Genomic DNA, 21,526 nt, shown 5'->3' on the forward strand with positions numbered 1-21,526 from the left:
TAGAGGGACTTTCCTGAATCGGTTTCAGAAAGGCCTCAACATGGGTTTTAGGAGTTCCGATCCGCGCCCATCGCGAAAGGGAGAAGGGAAGGCATCGCTGCCTTCCCTCTATTCGGTCGCGTCGGCTGATTAAGCGACGACGTACGGCAGCAGGCCGAGGAAACGAGCGCGCTTGATCGCCTGGGCGAGTTCGCGCTGCTTCTTCTGCGAAACAGCCGTGATACGGGAAGGAACGATCTTGCCGCGCTCGGAAATGTAGCGCTGCAGGAGACGAACGTCCTTGTAGTCGATCCGCGGAGCGTTTGCACCGGAGAACGGGCAGGTCTTGCGACGACGATGGAACGGGCGACGGACCGGAGCGGAGGAAGCTTCAGACATTCTCAGATCTCCTTATACACGGTCTTCGCGCGGACGGCGCGGACGGTCTTCACGGTCACCGAAGCCACCCTCGCGCGGAGGGCGAGGACCACGGTCGCGATCGCCGAAGCCGCCTTCACGCGGGCCACGGGCGCCATCACGCGGGCCACGGTCGTCGCGGTCGCGCTTCTGCATCATGGCCGACGGGCCTTCTTCGTGCTTTTCAACAGCGATCGTCATGTAACGCAGGACGTCTTCGCTGATGCGCATCTGGCGTTCCATTTCCTGGATCGCAGCTGCCGGTGCATCGATGTCCATCAGGGCATAGTGAGCCTTGCGGTTCTTCTTGATGCGGTAGGTGAGGGACTTGAGGCCCCAGTTTTCGATGCGCCCGACCTTGCCGCCATTCGCTTCGATCACACCCTTGTACTGTTCTACGAGGGCATCGACCTGCTGAGCGGAAATATCCTGTCGGGCAAGGAATACATGTTCATAAAGAGCCATGACAGCTTTGCCTTTCTTGCGTTGGTTCAACCCGATATTCGGCGGCTAAGCCTCAACGACTGCTCCTGAGAGACGACAAGCGCCAAGCAAGAAAAGCGTTCCGAGACGGTCGAGAGCGGAGACACGGGAGGCTGGAACGCTTCCGTTCCGACGATTCTCTTGCGAAAACCGGCCCTCCGTTCAGCCACCAGCCAGAAGACCGGGTTTGCGAACAGGGCGGCTTATACGGGTTTTTCGCGGAAAGGCAAGGGGTAGCGCAAGATTGCGGCGAGGTCACGTCACGACAGGGAAGCCTGCCTTGCCAAGCCCCTCGAGAAAATGCAGGCGATGGCGCCGGTCGACATAAGGCGTCAGGATCTTCCAGTAGTGCTCGATGTCCGCCGGCACGTTGGACAGCGTCTCGGGAATGAGCCGCTGTGCTTCGGCCTGTCGATCGAGCTGGCCGAGGCTTGCGAGCAGCACGACGCGGTTGAAATAGGCGCGGCGAAGCGAAAGTCCTCGTTCCGAGTAGTGCACTGCCTCCTCGTAGTTGCCGAGATGGTAGTGCGAAAGCGCGATGCGGTCGAGAATGAGGTATGTCAGCGGATCGTGCGGACTGAGTCGAAGCGCCATGTGAAGCGGATCAAGTGCTTCGGCGAAATGCCCGGTGAATATCCGAGCCCAACCCAGCCCCATGTGCGCCAACGCAAGATTGGGATTGAGGTCGATTGCCTGCTGCGCTTCTTCGACCGCTGCCGGCGCATTCTGTCCGACAAAGTGAGCAAGACACATCGCGTAGTGTGAATAGGGGTCGCGGGTGTCGAGCGCCACGGCCCGTTCCGCAGCCGCCCGAAGCTCGGCGCTGTCGCGATCGACGTCATCGCTGAAACCATGAAAGCATCGGGCATAGAGCGAGCGGGCGAGCATCATATGAGCGCGGCCGAAATCCGGGTCGAGAGCTATTGCCCGACGATGCCAGGTGATCGCGTCCACGAAATGCGCCGCGGTGTCTTGCGCGTTGTGAAGCCAGGTGCCGCGCATGTGGCTTTCGTAGGCGTCGAGATTGTCCGTGGCCCTTTGCTGGACTCTGCGGCTTTCCCCGATCAGGATTTCGGGCTCGATCGCCCCGACGACGTTTTGGGTGAGTTCGTCCTGGATGGCAAAGATGTCCGTGATTTCCCGATCGTAGCGTTGTGCCCAGAGATGTACGCCGCTTTCTGCTTCGATCAACTGGCCTGTAACGCGGACGCGGGTTCCAGCTCTGCGGACGCTCCCTTCGACGATGTAGCGAACCCCCAGATCTCGGCCGATCTGTTTCACGTCGACGGCGCGGCCCTTGTAGGCAAAGGACGAGTTCTGCGCGATGACGAAGAACCATCGGTAGAGCGAAAGGGCTGTTATGATATCCTCGGTGAGACCGTCGGCGAAGAACTCCTGCTCGGGATCGTCGGACATGTTGACGAACGGGAGCACGGCGATGGACGGCTTGTCGGGCAGCCGGAGCGGCCCGTCGAGCGCACCGGCCTCAACCGGATCCTCGCGGCTCCAGTGCACCCTGTGGACCGGCACGGGGCGTGGGATGTTCTTCAAAGTGCGGTCGCCCATCCGCACCATGGGAAAGTCAAGCTTGCCTTCGATCTGGTCCCTGACAGCGCCCGAGATGCATATTCCGGCCGGCAACGCGACCTCTTGCAGCCTCGCGGCCACGTTCACACCGTCGCCGAGCAGGTTTTCTCCCGAGACGACGACATCGCCGAGATTGAGCCCGAGGCGAAATTCCATGCGGCGATCCGTCGGCAGGTCCGCGTTGCGGCGATGAAGGGCGCGCTGGATCGCGACGGCCGCACGCACGCCCTGCACGGCACTTTGAAATTCGGCCACGAAACTGTCTCCGGCGCTGCCGAAGATCCGTCCGCCGTGCTCCGAGACCAGGTCGCCGATGGTGGCGTTGTAGGTGGCAAGCGTCGCAAGGGCATCTTCCTCGTTGGCGGCAACGAGGCGACTATAGCCGGCAACGTCTCCGGCAAGGATGACTGCAAGCTTGCGTTCCATGGAGGTGGCACTCCGGTGGCATTTGCCAAGGCCATCCGAAACTAGCTTAAATGAAGAAACTGTAGAAGCGGCAAATTGCAAACGGCCACAGCCTCGCCAAAACCTGTCGTTGTGCCCGAGGCACATCGGTCCGGCAGGGGACGATGGGCTTGAACGGTGCCGGCCGGCGAAAGGCCGGCCGGCACCGTTTGAAGCGTGCCGGCTTAGATCGGCATCGGATACTGACGATGCACCTTCTCTATGTCGGCCAGAACGTCGTGCGACAGCTTGAGGGTCGCTGAACCCACATCTGTCTCGAGTTGCTTCATCGTCGTCGCGCCGATGATCACCGATGCCATGAAGCGGCGCGTCAGGCAAAACGCGATTGCCATGGCCGAGGGATCGAGGCCGTGCCGGGCAGCGATCTCGATATATGCCCTCGTCGGTGCTTCCTGCAGATGTTGCAGCCTGCCGCCGATGTCCCCGTTGATGGACCCGCGTGAACCTTGCGGCTTGGCGCCATCGATATACTTGCCGCTCAGGATGCCCCCCGCAAGGGGCGAATAGGCGAGCAGGCCGACATCCTCATGGTGCGAGAGTTCGGCCATGTCGAGGTCGTAGTGGCGATAGAGCAAATTGTATTCGTTCTGGATGCTGGCCACGCGCGGCAGCCCTTGCTGTTCGGCAATCGTCAGGTACTTCTGCGTACCCCATGTCGTCTCGTTGGAAAGGCCGAAGGCGCGAACCTTGCCTTCCTGCACCAATGCGCCCATCGTTTCCAGGATTTCTGCGATGTTGGCGACCGCCTTGGCACGATCCTGCTTGAAGGGGTCGTAGTTCCATGCCTGGCGGAAATGAAAATGGCCGCGGCTCGGCCAATGGATCTGGTAGAGGTCGACATAGTCTGTCTTCAGCCGTTTGAGGCTTGCTTCTATGGCGAGGCGGATGTTCCTGGCGTCGGCACCCTCGCCGCTGCGGATATAGGCGCGGCCGGGCCCCGCGACCTTGGTGGCAAGGACGATGTCCTTGCGCTTGCCGCTCTTCTGAAGCCAGCTGCCGATGTAATCCTCGGTCAGGCCCTGTGTCTCGGGAGAGAGCGGCGTCGTTGGGTAAAGCTCAGCCGTATCGAAGAAGTTGACACCGTTCTCGACGGAATAGTCCATCTGCTCGTGCGCTTCGGCCTCGGTGTTCTGCGTACCCCACGTCATCGTGCCGAGGCAGATTTCGGACACGGAAATGTCGGTGCGGCCAAGTTTCTTGTATCTCATCTGAGTGCCTTGAAGGTGATCTGAAAAGGAAATCGTCGGGAAGGACGGCGCAATCTAGGCCGGAATCGAACAAGCGCAAGAGGGCGAACCAAGCTTTCTCGCAGCCGCGAAAGCCTTGGAACGCAGGCGCTCAGCACTTGACTCTGCGGGAAAGAATGTCAATTGGAGGCGAAATAACCAGAGGTCCATATAAAAGGACATAGGATGACCATCGCTTTCACATTCCCCGGGCAGGGCAGCCAGGCCGTCGGCATGGGCAAGGAACTCGCCGACAATTTCACTGAGGCCCGCGCAGTTTTCGCAGAGGTCGACGACGCTCTGGGCGAGAAGCTTTCCGAGACCATGTTCAACGGCCCTGAGGACACGTTGACCCTGACAGCCAATGCGCAGCCCGCTCTGATGGCGGTTTCCATGGCGGTCGTCCGCGTGCTCGAAGCCAAGGGGCTGGATCTCAAGGCAAAGGTATCCTACGTCGCCGGTCACTCGCTCGGCGAATATTCCGCCCTTTGTGCCGCCGGCACCTTCTCGCTCGGCGACACGGCGCGGCTGCTGCGCATCCGTGGCAATGCCATGCAGGCTGCCGTGCCGGTCGGCGTCGGCGCTATGGCAGCGATCATCGGTCTCGAACATGCCGATGTGATTGCCGTCTGCAAAGACGCGTCGGTCTTGGGCTCCTGCCAGATCGCCAACGACAACGGCGGCGGCCAGATCGTCATCTCCGGCGAGAAGGTCGCCGTTGAAAAGGCCGCTGCGCTCGCAACCGAAAAGGGCGCCAAGCGGGCGATCCTGCTGCCGGTTTCCGCGCCGTTCCATTCCACGCTGATGGCCCCGGCCGCCGACGCCATGCGCGATGCTCTTGCAAGCGTCGCAAAGTCGAACCCTGTCGTTCCGCTGATCGCCAATGTCCGCGCGGCACCGGTGACGGACGCCGACGAAATTGCCAGGCTCCTGGTGGAGCAGGTCACCGGTCAGGTGCGCTGGCGCGAAACGGTCGAGTGGTTCGGCGCCAACGGTGTCTCCACGCTTTACGAACTCGGCTCCGGCAAGGTGCTCACCGGCCTTGCACGCCGCATCGATAAAACCGTCAACGGCATCTCGGTCAACACAGCAGCTGATATCGACGCGGCCGTCGCCGCACTCATGGCCTGATTGATTTAACGATTACAAGGAACGTTCCCATGCTTGATCTTTCCGGCCGCAAGGCTCTCGTTACCGGTGCTTCCGGCGGCATCGGCGAAGAAATCGCCCGTATTCTTCACCGGCAGGGCGCAATTGTCGGCTTGCATGGAACCCGCGTTGAAAAGCTCGAAGCGCTGGCCAACGAACTTGGCGAGCGCGTCAAGATCTTTCCGGCGAACCTTGCCGATCGCGATGAAGTCAAGGCGCTGGGCGTCAAGGCCGAAGCCGAGCTGGAAGGCGTCGACATTCTCGTCAACAACGCCGGCATCACCAAGGACGGCCTGTTCGTACGGATGAGCGACGAAGACTGGGACAACGTCATCGAGGTGAATCTGACGTCGATGTTCCGACTTACCCGCGAGCTGACGCACCCGATGATGCGCCGCCGCTATGGCCGCATCATCAACATAACCTCTATCGTAGGGGTCACCGGCAATCCTGGTCAGGCCAACTACTGTGCCTCCAAGGCCGGCATGATCGGCTTTACCAAGTCGCTGGCGCAGGAAATCGCGACCCGCAACGTCACGGTAAACTGCGTCGCGCCCGGGTTCATCGAGTCCGCAATGACCGGCAAGCTGAACGACAAGCAAAAAGATGCGATCATGGGTGCTATCCCCATGAAGCGGATGGGCACAGGCGCCGAAGTTGCGTCTGCAGTTGCCTATCTGGCGTCGTCGGAAGCCGCCTACATGACAGGCCAGACTTTGCACGTAAATGGCGGCATGGCCATGATCTGAAACGGGAAACTGCCCGCGGGACGGATTTTCCCCGCAATAGCGTGTTGACCAACCCGGTGGGGTTGATTTTCTGGCTTTGCGGCAGACTTAAACCGTGTTAAGCGGGCCATGACTGTGAACAGTCTCCCGAGAAAGAAGACGGACCGGCAGGCTTTTGTGCAAGCCTGGGACATCTCTGGAAGCCGGGTTCAACGAGTTTGCCGAGGGTGGCTTTAGGGCGCCGCAGGCTGAAACAGGGTAGGGATGTCAAAAGGCATTCTGATCAGGACATAAGGTCGAGGAAACCGACATGAGCGATATCGCAGAACGCGTAAAGAAAATTGTTATTGATCATCTTGGCGTCGATGCCGACAAGGTTGTCGAAGGCGCCAGCTTTATCGACGATCTGGGCGCTGACTCGCTCGACACCGTCGAACTGGTCATGGCGTTCGAAGAAGAATTCGGCGTTGAGATTCCGGACGACGCTGCTGACTCGATCCTGACGGTCGGCGATGCCGTGAAGTTCATCGAAAAGGCCCAGGCTTAATCCTGAGCAATTGAGAAAGGGCGGACCCGGAGTCCGCCCTTTTTATTTCCGGCATGGTTCTCCATAAAACACAAAAGGCGGGGGAAATGCAGTCGATGAGACGGGTCGTTATAACTGGTACCGGCATGGTATCGCCATTGGGATGTGGAACGGAAGTGACCTGGTCCCGGTTGCTCGCGGGCCAGAACGGCGCTCGCCTGGTCACTGAATTCGAAGTCGAAGACCTCCCCGCCAAGATCGCTTGCCGCATTCCCGTCGGTGACGGCACGGACGGTACGTTCAATGCCGACGATTGGATGGAACCGAAGGAGCAGCGCAAGGTCGATCCCTTCATCATCTATGGCATGGCCGCCGCCGACATGGCGCTGAACGACGCCAACTGGCATCCGCAAACGGATGAAGACCAAATCTCGACGGGCGTGCTGATCGGTTCCGGCATCGGCGGCATCGAAGGCATTGTCGAAGCCGGTTATACGCTTCGCGACAAGGGCCCGCGCCGCATCTCGCCCTTCTTCATCCCCGGCCGCCTGATTAATCTCGTGTCCGGCCAGGTCTCGATCCGCCACAAGCTGCGTGGCCCGAACCACTCGGTCGTCACTGCCTGCTCGACCGGAGCTCACGCAATCGGCGACGCCGCCCGTCTCATCGCATTCGGCGATGCCGACGTCATGGTCGCAGGCGGTACCGAATCTCCTGTGAGCCGCATATCGCTGGCTGGCTTCGCCGCCTGCAAGGCGCTGTCGACGCAGCACAACGGCGATCCGACCAAGGCTTCGCGTCCCTACGACAGGGATCGCGACGGCTTCGTCATGGGTGAGGGCGCCGGCATCGTCGTTCTGGAAGAGCTTGAACATGCCAAGGCACGAGGCGCCAAGATCTACGCGGAAGTGGTTGGCTACGGTCTTTCGGGTGACGCCTATCATATCACCGCGCCGTCGGAAGACGGCGAAGGCGCCGGACGCTGCATGGCGGCTGCGCTGAAGCGCGCGGGCCTGACACCTGCGGATGTCGATTACATCAACGCCCACGGCACGTCGACCATGGCCGACACAATCGAGCTGGGTGCCGTCGAGCGCCTGGTCGGCAACGCCGCGTCGAAGATCTCGATGTCGTCCACGAAATCCGCCACGGGCCATCTCCTCGGTGCCGCGGGTGCGATTGAAGCCATCTTCGCAACGCTTGCCATTCGCGACAACATCGCCCCGCCGACGCTCAACCTCGACAACCCCGAGCGCGACACGGCGATCGATCTGGTCCCGCACAAAGCGCGCGAGCGCGAAATCAACGTGGCGTTGTCGAATTCGTTCGGATTTGGCGGTACCAACGCATCGCTGGTGCTTCGCCGCTACGTCGCTTGACGTCAAGCTTGACGTTCGCGACAGGCTGGGCAGTGCGAGATCGGGCTGCCCACCTGCATTTTGCCGCATTGCTTCGCAAGAAGCAGGACGTGGGGCCAAGTTTAGAGGATTGCCGGTGAGCGATACGAACCAGAGCAATGACACGGTTGGCCAGCAAAGCCAGCAGTCGCAAAGCGGGCCGATCATTCCTAAATCGCCCAACGAGGCGTTGCGCCCGGAGCGCGTCCCGGAGCCGCCCAAGCGCTCGAAGAAGGCACGAAGCCAGGTCATTATCTTCCTGAACTTCCTGATGACGCTCGTCGTGCTCGGCTGTGCCGTGGCCGTCGTGGTCTTCTACTATGCCATTTCCACCTATCAAGGCCCTGGTCCGCTGGAAGCGAACACCAATTTCATCGTGCGCAACGGTGCGGGCATCACCGAGATCGCTTTTAACCTGGAGCGGAACAATATCATCTCCGACGGGCGTGTTTTCCGCTACCTGACGGCCACACACCTCAACGATGGCGAAAGCCTCAAGGCCGGCGAGTATGAGATCAAGGCGCATGCCTCGATGAATGATATTATGGAGCTGCTCAAATCCGGAAAATCCATCCTCTATTCGGTTTCCTTTCCCGAGGGGCTGAGTGTTCGCCAGATGTTCAACCGGATGAACGAGGATGGGATCCTGGAAGGCGACCTGCCGGCTGTCCTGCCGACCGAGGGCAGCCTGCGCCCGGATACATACAAATTCTCGCGTGGTACGAAGCGCGCGGAGATCATCGAGCAGATGGCGGCGGCCCAACAGAAGCTGGTCGATCAGGTCTGGGAGAAGCGGGATAGTTCGCTCCAGCTGAAGTCCAAGGAAGAGCTGGTCACGCTTGCTTCGATCGTGGAAAAAGAGACCGGTGTTCCGGACGAGCGTGCGCACGTGGCGTCTGTTTTCCTCAACCGTCTGGGCAAGGGAATGCGGCTTCAGTCCGATCCCACAATTATATACGGCCTGTTCGGTGGCGACGGCAAACCCGCCGACAGGCCGATCTATCAGTCCGACCTCAAGAAGGACACGCCCTATAACACATATGTGATCAAGGGCCTGCCGCCGACGCCGATCGCCAATCCGGGGCGCGACGCCCTGGAAGCCGTCGCCAATCCGTGGAAGACCCAGGACCTCTATTTCGTGGCCGACGGTTCGGGTGGCCACGTGTTTGCAGCCACGCTCGAAGAACACAATGCCAACGTCAAGCGCTGGCGCAAACTGGAGGCGGACAAGGGCGCCGACCCGAATATCGCTGTCGATGGACAGCCCGATGGAGCGGCCCCGGCTGAGGCGCCCGCTGCTCCTGCACAGAAGAAAAAGAAAACGAACTGATTTCGGAGGTCGCATGGCTTTGCAGTCCATGACTGGTTTTGCGCGGCGCGAAGGGACGACCGGCCGCTGGCGCTGGGCATGGGAATTGCGCTCCGTCAACGGCAAGGGGCTGGATGTCCGCATTCGCTTGCCGCAAGGTCTGGAGCGGCTGGAGAACGACGTTCGGCGGCTCATCGGCGAACGGTTCAGCCGTGGCAACATGCAGGCGTCGCTATCGGTGTCCGCAGCCGAGAATCGTTTCGAGACCGTGCTCAATCAGGAAGCGCTTGCTGCCGTCCTCGCTTTGCGGGACCAGCTCGGCGGTATCATCGATCCGACACCGCTGCAGCTGGATACGCTGCTCTCCATCCGGGGTATCATCGAATTTCGCGAGACCGAAGACAGTGAGGACGCACTCGCCGTTCGTGATGCGGAGATCGCCGATGGGTTGCTCGTCGCGCTCTCCGACCTGCGATCGATGCGCGAACACGAAGGTGCCGCGCTCGGGCGTGTGCTGAACGACCATGTTTCGGCAATCGAGGGATTGACCGTCACCATCGAAGGCGACCCGTCGCGTTCGCCCCGCGAGATCGCCGCCAGGCTCTCTGCCCAGGTGGCCATGCTGATGGACACTGCTGGAAAGTTCGATCAGGACAGGCTGCATGCGGAGGCGGCGCTGCTTGCGACCAAGGCTGACCTGCGCGAGGAGATCGATCGGCTCAAGGCGCATGTTGTGGCGGCACGCGAACTGCTTGCCAAGGGTGGCCCCGTCGGTCGAAAGCTCGATTTCCTTGCACAGGAATTTAACCGCGAATCGAATACCATCTGTTCGAAGTCGAATGCATCGGCGGTAACCGCCGCCGGAATTGAGCTGAAGGTCGTCATCGACCAGTTCCGCGAACAGATTCAGAATCTGGAGTGATACATGAGCCCGGCACAGTCGAGCACACCCACCACAATCGCCCGGCGCGGGCTGATGCTCGTCCTTTCCTCGCCGTCCGGCGCGGGCAAGTCGACGATTGCCGGCAACCTGCTAAGAGACGACCATAGCCTGGAAATCTCGGTTAGCGTCACGACCAGGGCCAAGCGGCCGAGCGAGATCGCCGGCAAGCACTATCACTTCATCACCGTACCGCAGTTCGAGAAGATGCGCGATGCGGGCGATCTGCTCGAATGGGCAGAGGTGCACGGCAACTTTTACGGCACGCCGCGGGAGCCCGTGGAGTCCGCGATGGCCGGAGGTCGCGACATGCTGTTCGATATCGACTGGCAGGGCGCGTTGCAGCTTCAGGACAAGATGAAGGCCGATATCGTGTCGATCTTCGTGCTACCGCCGACGATGACCGAACTCCAGTCGCGCCTGCATCGCCGCGCCGAGGACTCGGAAGAGGTCATTCGTACACGGCTTCTGAATTCTCGCGCCGAGATCGAACGCTGGCGCGAATACGACTATGTCATCGTCAATGACGATCTCGACGAAGCCTTTCGCAATGTCAGCTGTATCGTCAATGCCGAACGGGTCCGCCGAGACCGCCGCCACGGCTTGTTCGACTTCGTCAACAACCTGCTGACGGAAGAGCCGAAGCTTTAAGACCATCAATTTTGACGCGATGGTGCTTGCGGGGCAGGCACCCGCACTGCCGTCAGATGTCTACAAGCAGTTTGCCAACAGGCAGAATTCAGCCACGGACAGAGTTTCTGCACGACGCTGCGGGTCGATCCCGGCCCTTTGCAGCAGGGTCTCGCCACCGATCGGTTTCAGGCTCTGCCTCAGCATCTTGCGTCGCTGACCGAATGCCGCATGGGTGACCTTTTCCAGATTGGCGACGGAGCAGGGGATCGGATTTTCGTTCGGCGTAAGGTGAACCACCGTGGAGGTAACTTTCGGCGGTGGCGTAAAGGCCTGCGGCGATATGTCGAACGCCATGCTGGCGCTCGCACGCCAGCCACAGAGGACGCCGAGGCGCCCGTAGTGGTCGTCCTCTTCCGTCGCGACGATACGCTGGCCGACTTCCTTCTGGAACATCAGCGTCAACGACTGCCAGAAAGGCGGCCACTGTTTCGGCAGCAGCCAGTTCACGAGCAACTGCGTGCCGACGTTGTAGGGCAGGTTGGCGATGATCTTCACCGGCCCTTCCGGCGCGAGCGCCTCGAAGTCCGTCTTCAGCGCATCGCCTTCGATGACATCGAGACGTCCGGGATAGTGAGCAGAAATCTCGGCCAGCGCCGGCAGGCACCGCGAGTCGCGCTCGATGGCGACGACCTTTTTCGCACCGAGGGCCAAGATCGCACGGGTCAAGCCCCCCGGTCCGGGGCCGACTTCAAAGACGGTTACGCCTTCAAGCGGACCTGCCGTTCTGGCAACCTTTTGCGTGAGATTGAGATCCAGCAGGAAATTCTGTCCGAGCGCCTTGCGCGCATCGAGGCCGTGACGCTGTATGACGTCGCGAAGAGGCGGAAGCCCGTCCAATGCGGCCATCAGCGACGGCTCTCTTCCACGCGACCGAGGTGCGCGGCAAGCTTGAGAGCCGCGACCAGGCTGCTTTCCCGAGCCAGTCCCTTGCCGGCGATGCCGAAAGCGGTGCCATGATCAGGGGAGGTGCGCACGAAAGGAAGACCGAGAGTGACGTTGACCGCGTCGTCGAAGCCAAGTGCCTTTGCAGGGATCAGCGCCTGGTCATGATACATGCAGATTGCGACGTCGTAGCGGGCACGGGCATCGTCATGGAACATCGTATCGGCCGGCAGCGGCCCGATCGCATCGATGCCCGCTGAACGCAGGAACTGGACGGCCGGAAGGACGACTGTCTCATCTTCCTTGCCGATCGTTCCGCCTTCGCCGGCATGCGGATTGAGCCCCGCAACGGCAAGGCGCGGTTGGGCAATGCCGAACCGATGAAGGAGATCGGCGTGCGCGATGCGGCAGGTCTCGATGATAAGGTCTGCCGTGAGTTTGTGCGTCACATCCTTGATCGGGATGTGGATGGTAACGGGAATGGTCCGGAGCTTCGGCCCAGCCAGCATCATCACCGGGGTAACCGGCTTTCCGGTCGATCGCGTTGCCAATTCAGCCAGAAACTCGGTATGGCCAGGAAATGGGAAGCCGCTTTCGTATAAAACGGATTTGGCAATCGGGTTCGTCACGACGGCGAGCGCCTCACCGTTCAGAGTGAGCGCGACCGCCTTCTCTATGGCCGCAATCGTGCCTTTAGCCGTGGCCACGTGGGCTTCGCCCGCAATGACTGCTATACCGGCTGATATGGGGATAACCGGCAAAGCCTCCGCAAAGACGGTGTTCGCTTGCGCGCAGCTGGTTTCCCGGATCGCTACCGTCAGATCCAGCGACCGTGCACGTGTCGCGAGAACGTCTGGATCGCCGATGAATACGAACGGTGGCAGGCCAAGCTCACGCCGCCGCAGCCACGCCATCAACGTGACGTCGGGGCCGATGCCTGCGGGATCACCTTGACTGAGCGCAAGTGGGCGCGAGAAGGAAATTGTCATCGGGTCTCAGGGGCGCAGGATCTGCGCTTTTTTGCGCAGCTCGTCGAGATACTTCTTGGCATTTGCGTTTTCGGGGGGAGCGCCCTTGCTTCCCTTTGCGTTGGCCAGGTCTTCCTGGCGGAAAACCATCTCTGCCGCCTGGTCGTCCGATACCTGGCGCTGGCTGCAAATCGCGAGATATTCAACGCCCCGCTCCGTCACGCGCGTAGCCGTGGTGTTGCCTTTTGCCTGCTCGATCAGAGGCTTCCATTCCGCGGGTAGTTCGGGTGCCAGAACACGGCCCAGCTCGCGAACAGACACATCGCGCATCGTCGCGGCGAAAACCTTTGCTTGCTCGCAACCCGGATATTTCGAACGCGACGCTTCAGCTTCGCTCTTGCGCTTGCCGACGATTCCCTTCTTGCTGGCCGGGACGACGAAGATCATTTGCTGGAGAATATATTCGGTCGTTTCCGGCTTCTGCTTGTTGTTCTGCATCATGCGGGCAACGAGGTCGGAGTTCGACATCTTGCTGCTAGCGCCATAGCGGGCATTGACCAGCCGCGGCCAGCTCATCTGCACGGCGATGAAGGCCTTGAAATGGTCGACGCCGACACCGGACTGATTGAGAATCTGTGTCATCTGCGCGGCGGTCAGCTTGTTACCGGTCGAAAAGCGTTCAAACGACGCGTCGACGTCTTCCTTGGACACCGACATGCGAACGCGAGATATTTCCTGCTGTTTCAGCGCCTGTTCGACGAGCTGGTCTTCGGCAGCTTTCGCATCGGCCTTCTGATGCTGCAGTCGCAGGAAAGCCTGGCGCTTGGCAACGTCACCGCTGGTGATCGCTGTGCCGTTGACGACGACCCTGACTTCGCTTGCGGCGAAAGCGGTTCCTGCCTGTGGCATAGCCAAGGCCGTCAGCATGGCAAAAGCCATGCCGGCCATCATCGTCTTTACGGTTCTCGTAGCGCCAATCATCTGTCGACCCTTCCCATTGACGCCGCGCTTTCGCATCGCGGCGTGCCTAACTTATCAAGACAAGACGAACATCGCTGCTCCGGGCAGATTCAGCGCATGTTCCAGATGTCAACCGGCGACAATGTCCTGCACAGTGTTACGGCGAAAGAAAGGCTCTCCTTCTTTCGCCGCACTGTAAAATCCGGTCAGTTATAGATGTTCCTGTTGGCGTCGCTTATGTCGCCGACGTTGATGTCGCCGAGCGTGCGGAACGTCAACTTGGCGCCGATGTTCCAATCGCTTGCGGTCTCGTCGCTAGTATCCCGCCTATCAGAGTAGGCGATCGTGAAGATCGTGCACTCGTCTTCATAGGTCAGTCCTATCGTCTGCCTGGTCACGGTTTTCTCGTTCAGATCGTACGCGACCCCGCCGAAGATCGACCAGTAGTCCTTGAATTTGACCGTTGCCCGGGCCTGGACTTCGTCGTTGTCCGAATCGAAGCCGTAGGCGGGCTGCGCGGAGACGTGCGTATAGAGAAGCTGACTCTGGAAAAGGTCGGTCTGGAATCCCGCGGTCAGATCGCCGCGGCGCAGCTCGAAGCTCTTCTCGTCCAGACGATAAGACGCGGCGAAAGCAAAGCCCTGAGGTGTTTCGACGCCGCCGAGGCCGACATAATCGGAGGTGGTGGTTTCGAGACCAGAGTCGGCGCCCACGTTGACGAGATCGTCCGTGTCAAAGGAGTTCTGTCCGGCAAGCTGATAGGACTGGCCGAAAATGCCGTGCAGTTTGTAACCGTTATCGAAAGTACCCGTATATTGGATACCGACGTTGGCGCGTGTGCCGCCCTCGATGCGGTCGTAGCCGGAGAACTTGTCACGCTCGAACAGGCTGGTGGCGTCGAAGACGAAGCTTTGCGCATCTTCGTTGGGAAGGCGGCCGGCGAGCTGTTCATTCGGCCTGGCGTAAACCTGCACGATCGGTTCGAACAGATGCGTGCTGTTCGCTGTCGTGGCAAGGATCGGATAACGCATCTCAAGACCGGCTGTCAGCATCGTGCGGGTCGCCGCATCGCTGTTGTCGTAGTTGCCGTCATAGGCAAACTCGCCGAACCTAGGCGGTGGCGTCATGTTGAGTGCCAGCGCATCGCCACGGGCCGCAAGCAACGGAGTAATGAGCACACCCTCGGGCGTTACGAAGGTACGCTTCCAGGCAAGTTCTCCGGTCAGGCGAGACGTTTGCCCCTCCAGGCCGGGAAAGCGATTGTAGCCGGCGCTTTGGTAAAAATCTTCGTGCGACCGCGATAGATTCGTCAGATTCACGTCCGCGGAGAGTTCGCCGCCTGCAAGCGGCTGCGGCGCAACGTAGTGATAGTCCATCGCCGGATAGACGATCGGCTGTTGCTTTTCCGCCGTGTTGGTGGGATCGGCGTCCTGCACGTCGAAATAGAAGGATCGCAGATCGAAGTAGTTCCGCTTTCCGAGGCCGGTAAGATAAGCCTGATTGGTGTGCGTCGAACCGTTGAGACCCTTGAGATTGTAGGTATAAGCGAAATTGTTGTCGCTTTGCACCATGACGTCCCAACCGAACGTCCAGCGTGGATTGATCCGGAAATCCGCCTTGGACGACACGACGCCGCGGAAATCTTCCTGTGCATCGCTCGTGCCGGGACTAAACGTCCCTGGGCTCATCTGGTTGATGCCCGCTACCCGCAACGTGTGCGTTCCGTTTTCGAAACGTTGGCGAAATTCTGCGTCAACCAGGAAGCCCTGGGTGGTGTAGCCGGTTCCCGTAACCGTGGCGTCCATGCTGGGCGAAATGACGTAGTAATAGGGAACCGATAGCCCGAAGCCCAGGTTCTGGGCTGTGACGAAGCTTGGAAACAGGAAGCCGGATTTCCGCTTCACCGTGTTGTCGGGTACTTCCAGCCACGGCACATAGGCGATCGGGTGGCCGAGGAGCTCCAAGCGCGCCGTCTCGAGACGAATCGTGTGCTTCTCACCATTTTGAATGACGCGTTCGGCCTTCACCTGCCAGAAAGGCGGTTTCTGCGGATTTTCCGCGCAAGGCAGACAGGCGGTGTAGACGCCCCGGTTCAGGATCATCTCTGTGCCGCCGACACGTTCCCCGCTTTCGGCGACGATTCGCGTGTTGTCAGCTGTCTCGATTCGCAGGGAATTGACGAAGCCGTTCGCGAAGTCGTCTGTCACATCCAGCTTGTCGGCATACATGCGGTTGCCGTCGGGGCTGATGAGCTCGACGTTACCAAGCGCCATAAGCCGGCCGGTCTTCTGGTTGTATTCGACGCGCTGCGAAACCATTTTGTAGCCGGCGTAATTGATCTGTACGCCGCCGACAGCAGAAACCACTTCTGCATCTTTGTTATAGATGAGCTCATTTGCCGAAAGAAGCATCTTTGCTTCCGCCGGAACATTGGGCTTCATGCCTTGTAAAGCGTCCTGTGCAATGGCAGCGGGAATGCCGATTGAATAGCTGCACAGGGCTACGCCTGCGAACAGGGCAACCAATTGCTTACCAAAAATCTTGCGGTTGCCTGCCGCCACTAGCCATCCTCCTGATGAAGCAGAATTGTTGCACCCAAAGCCAAGGCGACGGTGACCGGAATCCATGTCGCCACGAAAGGCGGGACAACCCCACTGCTTCCGAATGCTTTTACAAGCACGGTGATCACATAAAGCACGAAGCCCGAAAGGATTCCACCCAGAATCACGGACCTCGATTGGTTGAACCGGCTAAATTTTAGGGACACTGTTGCAGCAATGAGAGTCATTGCCACCAACAACAGTGGTTGCGACAATAATGAGTGAAATTGAGTCTCCAGGGCCTTGGTTGGAATCCCGAAGGATTTTGCGGCCTCGATACGACCCGAGAGATTAAAAAATGCAATAGTTTCAGGGGCTGTAAGCCGCTGCTGGACGAAATCCTGTTTCAAATTGGTGCGGACTCGCACCTCATCCTTGCGCTCGGCGATCTCACCCGGGCGACGCTCGACGACGTTGTTAAGGAGCCAGTAACCATCCTTCAATTTTGCCGTGCCTGCATCCTGTCTCAGAACGATATGCCCGGTCGAATCAAAATGTATCAGCACGGCATCGACAAGCAGCGTGCCATCCTCGAGAATGCTGTGCGCACCGATGATAACGTCGTCCTCGCCGCTGATTTGTCGGATCCAGGGAACCTCAGGTGCGCTGCTGGACGAACCGCCGTCTCCGCGCCAGTTGCTCTCCACGAGTGCGGCCTGCCGCTGCCCCCATGCCGCGAGCGGATTGAGCACTGTCATCACACCAATCCCGAGCAGGAAGGCGCCCGCGACGAACGGCGACATGAACTGCCAGACCGAAATTCCGGCTGCGCGCGTAACGACAAGCTCGTACTTCCGATTGAGGCCGATCAGCACAGTCATGCCGACGAAAAGCGTGATGAAGGGCACGGTCTGCTGCAGAATAAGGGGCAGGCGCGCGGCCGTCATCAGCAATCCGCCTGTGACCGTATACCCGGGCAGATTCCCCATGCGGCTTGCCGTCTCGCTGAAATCGACCAGGTACACGATCGCGATGACACCGAGAAAGAACCAGATCGTTGTCGACAGGTAACGGCGGAAGAAGTAGCGCCCGAGCGTCCCGAAAATCATGCGCCGCCTCCTGTTGACGGCCCCGTGGAACGGTGGCGTCGCTGCTGGAACTTGCGCCAGCCGGTCGCAATCCGGTCGAACAGCATGCCAAACAGCGACAGTCGCTTGTGAAGCGCGAGAGACAGGATGGCGATCAGGCTGACGACAACCGGGATGGCATAGAGTACGCCGATGAACATCGGTTCCGTGTCGATTTGGTTGGCCGCATAGAACGTCGCCCAGCGGATCGTAAAGGCCAGCACCAGGGCGGAGACCATCGGATGAAGCCGCGCTTCGCGATGCGAGCGCGCGTCGCCGGCGATGGCGAGCGATATCAATGCGAATACCATCGGCAAAAGCCAGTCGGTCAAACGACGATGCAATTCCGCGCGATAGCTTTCCGGGCGGGAGATGTAGTCCTTATCGGTCGGATCGGGGTTCAGAAGGAACGGCAATTCGCGGTCGGACGCGCGCAGTGTTGTTTGGCCGCGGTTCTGCGTGAGGTCGGAAAGATCGAAGGAATAGGAATCGAACCGAATGACGGAAACATCGCCAGCCGGCGTTTTGCGGTGAACCTCCCCATCGTGCATGATGAGCGAAGTGCCCTTGCCGTCGACAGCGCCTTCGCGGGCATAATAGATGAGATCGAACGCAGGATCGCGCTCGTCGACGACGAACAGGCCCTTGAGGACGCGCCCGGCGAGCCTTTCCGATATCTGAACGTAGAGGCCGGTATCGATCCGGCGGAAATTCTTCTCTTCGATAACGGTAGACAGCAGGTCGGCATAGGCGGCTGCGATCATCTGGCGTGCGCCGGTCTTCGCCTTTGGCTCGACAACGTTGTCCACAAGGAAGGAGAAGACGCTGATGACCGCTGCAAGAATGAGAATCGGACGGAGGATGATGCTGCGCCGGGCCCCGGCGGCGTCGATGACAGCAAGCTCCGAATCGTTGTTCATCGTCGTAAGCGTCTGCGTTACGCCGATAACCAGCGCAAACGGCAGGACGACCGGGATGATGGACGGCAGGATCAGCGTCGCGAGCTTCGCAAACGAGCCGATCGACTGGCCGCTATCAGTGACCAGATTGATACGCTGCAGCACCTGCGTCGTCCAAATGATCGCAAGGACAGGCAATAGGGCGACGAGAAACATCTGGCCGACGCGCCGCAATATGTATGTTTCAAGCAGTTTCATGCACGCCCTTGAACGCTCTTTGCAAACCCTTGCCGCTGCGCAGCGAAAATCATCTACGCTCTTTGCTTTCCTTTTGCGACAAGCCGTCGTCAAAAATTCATTCAATTTTCAGTTTTTTTTCCCGCTGTGGCGAATCGGCTAGTGCGAGCAATCCCGCGAAAACAACAAGTGACGAAAGCCAGCCGAGGACCACGTCCGAAAGATAGTGGGCGCCAAACGCAACGCGCAGTGCCGGCGCCAGCAACGAAATCGTCGCCAGGGGAGGCAAGAGCGCCGACCGTAAAGGCTGGGGTACAAGGAGGACAAGGCAGAACAGCCAGCCGGCACCCGCCGCCTCGCCAGACACGAAGGAGCAATTCGACAGGCATTTTCCTGCCATGGACCCAGCCTGCACGAAATCGAAATGGCCACCGAAATCGAGTGTTTCCGATGGCCGAGGTCGACCCCAGTAGCTCTTGAGAATCGAATTCACCAGGACAATTGGGCCGATGACAAGTGAGGCGAGCGCGACTTTCAGTGCGCGGGCGCGTTCAGCATTGAACGTTGCGCCGTGGTGTCCGTAGCAATCCAGCAGCTTCCACAGCAAGACAACGGCGACCACAGAGGGCAGTCGAAGGAACAGCGTCCGAAGCAGCTGAAAAAATGGATCTTGCCGGTAGGGGAAATGGCCACAGTTTTCCCCGATCGCTGGGGCAGTGCTACAGGCTTCGCGCACGAAAAAATGCGCGGAGACGTAAGGGTCGATCTGCGGAAAGGTATTGAATAGTGCGAGCGATACACCCCAGAGTCCCAGAAGGACCCAGAAGGCATCCCACGCGGCACGCCGCCGCCGCAGGAACACCCGCGGTCCTGTTGCTTTCAATGTTGAGATCAATGTCGATTCGTGTCCTGTCATTGCGGAGCGATCGATAGCTGCGGCGGATGACAGCCCGTTGACGTGATTTCCGCGCAATGGCGAACGGAACGCCCGACGCAGACTTGTTTTCGAGGGTGAAAACCGAAATGATCAGGGTAGAGGGCTCTCAAGAAACCCACTGGAGAAGACATGTCTGTCAAGTTCGATATATCGTTTGAGAAATCTGCCGAGATTGCCGGTGGTTGCGCAGTTCTGCTGAAGACGAAGGACGCGGATTCGTCCGCTGGCGCGCAGGCCGCGGATCCATCCGGCGTGGTGGCAAAGGCCGCCAAGATTGCCGGATTTACCGCCAAGCTTGCGTCTGCTCTCGATATCGTTGCGCCTGAAGGCTCGTCCGCCGAGCGCATTTTCGTCATCGGTCTCGGCAAGGCCGAAGAGCTGGCATCGCATGATTGGCTGAAACTGGGCGGAGCAGCCGCTTCAAAGATCAAGAACACGACCTTGGCAACGATATTCCTGGATGCGCCAGGTGCCAGGGTCGGCGCCAGCGAGGTCGCGGACTTTGCGCTGGGCATGCTGCTGCGTGCCTACAGCTTCGATACCTATAAGACGAAGAAGAACGAGGACGATGGCAACGGCAAGAGCCGGAATGGAGCCGTCAAGGTGACCATCGTCACGGCCAACGCAAGTGAGGCTGCAAAAGCCTTCAAGATCTCGAAAGCCGTGGCTGACGGCGTCAATCTTGCCCGGGATCTCGTCAACGAGCCTCCGAACGTCCTCGGTCCGGTCGAGTTCGCCGCGAAAGCCAAGGAGCTCGAGAAGCTCGGCGTCGACGTGGAAATCCTGACCGAAACGGAGATGAAGAAGCTCGGCATGGGCGCGCTGCTGGGCGTGGCGCAGGGGTCCGTACGTCCGCCGCGTCTTGCGGTCATGCAGTGGAAGGGCGGCAAGAGCGGACAGAGCCCTGTCGCCTTCATCGGCAAGGGCGTCGTCTTCGATACCGGAGGCATCTCCATCAAGCCGGCGGCGGGTATGGAAGAGATGAAAGGCGACATGGGCGGTGCTGCAACAGTCACCGGCCTCATGCACGTGCTTGCCGCGCGCAAGGCGGCAGTCAACGCGGTCGGCATCATCGGCCTTGTCGAGAACATGCCTGATGGCAACGCCCAGCGTCCCGGCGATATTGTCACCTCGATGTCCGGCCAGACGATCGAGATCATCAACACCGATGCCGAAGGTCGCCTGGTCCTCTGTGACGCCCTCTGGTATTGCAATGACCGCTTCAAGCCGAAATTCATGATCGACCTTGCAACACTGACCGGCGCGATCTTGGTTGCCCTCGGCAATCTGCATGCCGGGTTGTTTTCAAATGACGATCAGCTTTCCGAACAATTGACAGCGGCGGGCCTTGAGACCCGCGAGAAGCTCTGGCGAATGCCGCTCGGCAAGGAATACGACAAGATGATCGACAGCAAGTTCGCCGACATGAAGAACACCGGCGGCCGCCACGCGGGCTCGATCACCGCTGCACATTTTCTCAAGCGATTCGTACAGGAAACGCCTTGGGCTCACCTCGATATCGCCGGGACTGCGATGGGCTCCCCATTGGACGAAATCAACCAGTCGTGGGGATCCGGCTTCGGCGTACGTCTGCTCGATCAGTTCGTCCGCACCAACTACGAATCATGACGGAAGTCCTGTTTTACCATCTGACGGAATCCAAATTGGAGGATGCGCTTCCGCCGCTGCTCGACAAAAGCGTCGAGCGCGGTTGGCGCGTCTGCGTGCAGATGAAGGATGCCGCCCGCCGCGAACTGCTGGACCAGCATCTATGGACATTTCGCGAGGACAGCTTCCTGCCGCACGGCACGGATGAAAGCGACTTCGCCGCAAGCCAGCCGGTGCTCCTGACGATCTCGGACGATAACGCCAATGCCGCGACGGTGCGCTTTGTCGTCGACGGCGCCGAGCCGCCGCCGGTCGATACCTATGAGCGCGTCGTCTTCATGTTCGACGGCTATGACCAGGAGCAACTGGAAGGCGCCCGAGCGCAGTGGAAAAAGCTGAGAGGGGAGGCGCACTCCCTCACATACTGGCAGCAGACGCCCGAAGGGCGGTGGGAAAAGAAGGCCTGAGC

20 protein-coding genes are annotated in these 21,526 nt (G+C 59.8%); 9 read left to right on the forward strand and 11 right to left on the reverse strand.

The genetic code is table 11. The features are described from left to right. Nucleotides 1–129: 129 nt before the first annotated feature. From rpsR to ASC97_RS29950, 4 genes are all read right to left on the reverse strand, one after another. Nucleotides 130–378: a 30S ribosomal protein S18 gene (rpsR, locus tag ASC97_RS29935; RefSeq protein WP_004680498.1), complete on the reverse strand. Its 249-nt coding sequence runs from the start codon at nt 376–378 to the stop codon at nt 130–132. A gap of 12 nt (nt 379–390) precedes the next feature. Continuing rightward, on the reverse strand, nt 391–861 hold the full coding sequence (gene rpsF, locus ASC97_RS29940) for a 30S ribosomal protein S6 (protein ID WP_057472085.1): 471 nt from the start codon (nt 859–861) through the stop codon (nt 391–393). A 273-nt stretch (nt 862–1,134) separates the two neighbouring features. Then, a complete protein-coding gene (locus ASC97_RS29945) occupies nt 1,135–2,892 on the reverse strand; it encodes an adenylate/guanylate cyclase domain-containing protein (RefSeq protein ID WP_057471963.1) in 1,758 nt (585 codons plus the stop codon). Nucleotides 2,893–3,095: 203 nt separating this feature from the next. Continuing rightward, nucleotides 3,096–4,139 carry an aldo/keto reductase gene (locus tag ASC97_RS29950; RefSeq protein WP_057471964.1) on the reverse strand — a complete coding sequence of 348 codons (1,044 nt, stop codon included), beginning with the start codon at nt 4,137–4,139 and terminating at the stop codon, nt 3,096–3,098. A gap of 204 nt (nt 4,140–4,343) precedes the next feature. On the opposite strand from ASC97_RS29950, the gene fabD reads away from it, so the two are divergent. The 7 genes from fabD (at nt 4,344) to gmk (ending at nt 10,857) form a co-directional block, all read left to right on the forward strand. Continuing rightward, nucleotides 4,344–5,288 (forward strand): ACP S-malonyltransferase, encoded by a 945-nt coding sequence (fabD, locus tag ASC97_RS29955; protein ID WP_057471965.1) that lies wholly within the window; start codon nt 4,344–4,346, stop codon nt 5,286–5,288. Between the two features lie 29 nt (nt 5,289–5,317). Next, nucleotides 5,318–6,055 (forward strand): 3-oxoacyl-[acyl-carrier-protein] reductase, encoded by a 738-nt coding sequence (gene fabG, locus ASC97_RS29960; protein WP_057471966.1) that lies wholly within the window; start codon nt 5,318–5,320, stop codon nt 6,053–6,055. Nucleotides 6,056–6,344: 289 nt separating this feature from the next. After that, complete coding sequence (locus tag ASC97_RS29965; protein WP_003502080.1) at nt 6,345–6,581, forward strand: acyl carrier protein; 237 nt, start codon at nt 6,345–6,347, stop codon at nt 6,579–6,581. Nucleotides 6,582–6,676: 95 nt separating this feature from the next. Continuing rightward, nucleotides 6,677–7,939, forward strand: a complete 1,263-nt coding sequence (gene fabF / locus ASC97_RS29970; RefSeq protein ID WP_057471967.1) for a beta-ketoacyl-ACP synthase II — start codon at nt 6,677–6,679, stop codon at nt 7,937–7,939. Between the two features lie 115 nt (nt 7,940–8,054). After that, the gene (mltG, locus tag ASC97_RS29975; RefSeq protein WP_057472086.1) at nt 8,055–9,287 is read left to right on the forward strand and encodes an endolytic transglycosylase MltG; all 1,233 of its coding nucleotides are present in this window, start codon (nt 8,055–8,057) and stop codon (nt 9,285–9,287) included. A gap of 13 nt (nt 9,288–9,300) precedes the next feature. Then, on the forward strand, nt 9,301–10,188 hold the full coding sequence (locus ASC97_RS29980; RefSeq protein ID WP_057471968.1) for a YicC/YloC family endoribonuclease: 888 nt from the start codon (nt 9,301–9,303) through the stop codon (nt 10,186–10,188). Nucleotides 10,189–10,191: 3 nt separating this feature from the next. Next, nucleotides 10,192–10,857: a guanylate kinase gene (gmk, locus tag ASC97_RS29985; protein WP_057471969.1), complete on the forward strand. Its 666-nt coding sequence runs from the start codon at nt 10,192–10,194 to the stop codon at nt 10,855–10,857. A 60-nt stretch (nt 10,858–10,917) separates the two neighbouring features. Here the strand turns inward: gmk and rsmA are convergent, their stop codons facing one another. From rsmA to ASC97_RS30020, 7 genes are all read right to left on the reverse strand, one after another. Further along, nucleotides 10,918–11,745 carry a 16S rRNA (adenine(1518)-N(6)/adenine(1519)-N(6))-dimethyltransferase RsmA gene (gene rsmA / locus ASC97_RS29990; RefSeq protein WP_057471970.1) on the reverse strand — a complete coding sequence of 276 codons (828 nt, stop codon included), beginning with the start codon at nt 11,743–11,745 and terminating at the stop codon, nt 10,918–10,920. Further along, nucleotides 11,745–12,770 (reverse strand): 4-hydroxythreonine-4-phosphate dehydrogenase PdxA, encoded by a 1,026-nt coding sequence (gene pdxA, locus ASC97_RS29995; RefSeq protein ID WP_057471971.1) that lies wholly within the window; start codon nt 12,768–12,770, stop codon nt 11,745–11,747. The genes rsmA and pdxA overlap by 1 nt, the downstream gene beginning before the upstream one ends. Before the next feature lie 6 nt (nt 12,771–12,776). After that, the gene (locus tag ASC97_RS30000) at nt 12,777–13,730 is read right to left on the reverse strand and encodes a peptidylprolyl isomerase (protein ID WP_057471972.1); all 954 of its coding nucleotides are present in this window, start codon (nt 13,728–13,730) and stop codon (nt 12,777–12,779) included. A 185-nt stretch (nt 13,731–13,915) separates the two neighbouring features. Next, nucleotides 13,916–16,270, reverse strand: a complete 2,355-nt coding sequence (locus ASC97_RS30005; RefSeq protein ID WP_057471973.1) for an LPS-assembly protein LptD — start codon at nt 16,268–16,270, stop codon at nt 13,916–13,918. Beyond that, nucleotides 16,270–17,358 carry an LPS export ABC transporter permease LptG gene (gene lptG / locus ASC97_RS30010; RefSeq protein ID WP_057471974.1) on the reverse strand — a complete coding sequence of 363 codons (1,089 nt, stop codon included), beginning with the start codon at nt 17,356–17,358 and terminating at the stop codon, nt 16,270–16,272. Before lptG ends, ASC97_RS30005 begins: the two co-directional genes overlap by 1 nt. Further along, nucleotides 17,355–18,533, reverse strand: a complete 1,179-nt coding sequence (lptF, locus tag ASC97_RS30015) for an LPS export ABC transporter permease LptF (protein WP_057471975.1) — start codon at nt 18,531–18,533, stop codon at nt 17,355–17,357. Before lptF ends, lptG begins: the two co-directional genes overlap by 4 nt. Nucleotides 18,534–18,630: 97 nt before the next feature. Further along, a complete protein-coding gene (locus tag ASC97_RS30020; protein ID WP_057472087.1) occupies nt 18,631–19,428 on the reverse strand; it encodes a phosphatase PAP2 family protein in 798 nt (265 codons plus the stop codon). 150 nt (nt 19,429–19,578) lie between these two features. Between ASC97_RS30020 and ASC97_RS30025 the strand changes: the two genes are divergently transcribed. Both ASC97_RS30025 and ASC97_RS30030 read left to right on the forward strand, forming a co-directional pair. Further along, a complete protein-coding gene (locus ASC97_RS30025) occupies nt 19,579–21,078 on the forward strand; it encodes a leucyl aminopeptidase (protein WP_057471976.1) in 1,500 nt (499 codons plus the stop codon). Beyond that, on the forward strand, nt 21,075–21,524 hold the full coding sequence (locus ASC97_RS30030; protein ID WP_057471977.1) for a DNA polymerase III subunit chi: 450 nt from the start codon (nt 21,075–21,077) through the stop codon (nt 21,522–21,524). Before ASC97_RS30025 ends, ASC97_RS30030 begins: the two co-directional genes overlap by 4 nt. The last annotated feature ends 2 nt before the right edge of the window (nt 21,525–21,526 follow it).

It is taken from the genome of Rhizobium sp. Root1203 (genome assembly GCF_001424945.1).
GTDB lineage: Bacteria > Pseudomonadota > Alphaproteobacteria > Rhizobiales > Rhizobiaceae > Rhizobium.

Bases quoted from the DNA above. Each gene is read 5' to 3' on its own strand.
- ASC97_RS29965 (WP_003502080.1), top strand. From the start codon at position 6,345: ATGAGCGATATCGCAGAACGCGTAAAGAAAATTGTTATTGATCATCTT.
- rpsF (WP_057472085.1), bottom strand. From the start codon at position 861: ATGGCTCTTTATGAACATGTATTCCTTGCCCGACAGGATATTTCCGCT.
- fabF (WP_057471967.1), top strand. From the start codon at position 6,677: ATGAGACGGGTCGTTATAACTGGTACCGGCATGGTATCGCCATTGGGA.
- ASC97_RS30000 (WP_057471972.1), bottom strand. From the start codon at position 13,730: ATGATTGGCGCTACGAGAACCGTAAAGACGATGATGGCCGGCATGGCT.
- lptG (WP_057471974.1), bottom strand. From the start codon at position 17,358: ATGATTTTCGGGACGCTCGGGCGCTACTTCTTCCGCCGTTACCTGTCG.
- gmk (WP_057471969.1), top strand. From the start codon at position 10,192: ATGAGCCCGGCACAGTCGAGCACACCCACCACAATCGCCCGGCGCGGG.
- ASC97_RS30025 (WP_057471976.1), top strand. From the start codon at position 19,579: ATGTCTGTCAAGTTCGATATATCGTTTGAGAAATCTGCCGAGATTGCC.
- fabG (WP_057471966.1), top strand. From the start codon at position 5,318: ATGCTTGATCTTTCCGGCCGCAAGGCTCTCGTTACCGGTGCTTCCGGC.
- ASC97_RS30020 (WP_057472087.1), bottom strand. From the start codon at position 19,428: ATGACAGGACACGAATCGACATTGATCTCAACATTGAAAGCAACAGGA.
- rsmA (WP_057471970.1), bottom strand. From the start codon at position 11,745: ATGGCCGCATTGGACGGGCTTCCGCCTCTTCGCGACGTCATACAGCGT.
- pdxA (WP_057471971.1), bottom strand. From the start codon at position 12,770: ATGACAATTTCCTTCTCGCGCCCACTTGCGCTCAGTCAAGGTGATCCC.
- rpsR (WP_004680498.1), bottom strand. From the start codon at position 378: ATGTCTGAAGCTTCCTCCGCTCCGGTCCGTCGCCCGTTCCATCGTCGT.
- ASC97_RS29980 (WP_057471968.1), top strand. From the start codon at position 9,301: ATGGCTTTGCAGTCCATGACTGGTTTTGCGCGGCGCGAAGGGACGACC.
- fabD (WP_057471965.1), top strand. From the start codon at position 4,344: ATGACCATCGCTTTCACATTCCCCGGGCAGGGCAGCCAGGCCGTCGGC.
- lptF (WP_057471975.1), bottom strand. From the start codon at position 18,533: ATGAAACTGCTTGAAACATACATATTGCGGCGCGTCGGCCAGATGTTT.
- ASC97_RS29950 (WP_057471964.1), bottom strand. From the start codon at position 4,139: ATGAGATACAAGAAACTTGGCCGCACCGACATTTCCGTGTCCGAAATC.
- ASC97_RS29945 (WP_057471963.1), bottom strand. From the start codon at position 2,892: ATGGAACGCAAGCTTGCAGTCATCCTTGCCGGAGACGTTGCCGGCTAT.
- ASC97_RS30030 (WP_057471977.1), top strand. From the start codon at position 21,075: ATGACGGAAGTCCTGTTTTACCATCTGACGGAATCCAAATTGGAGGAT.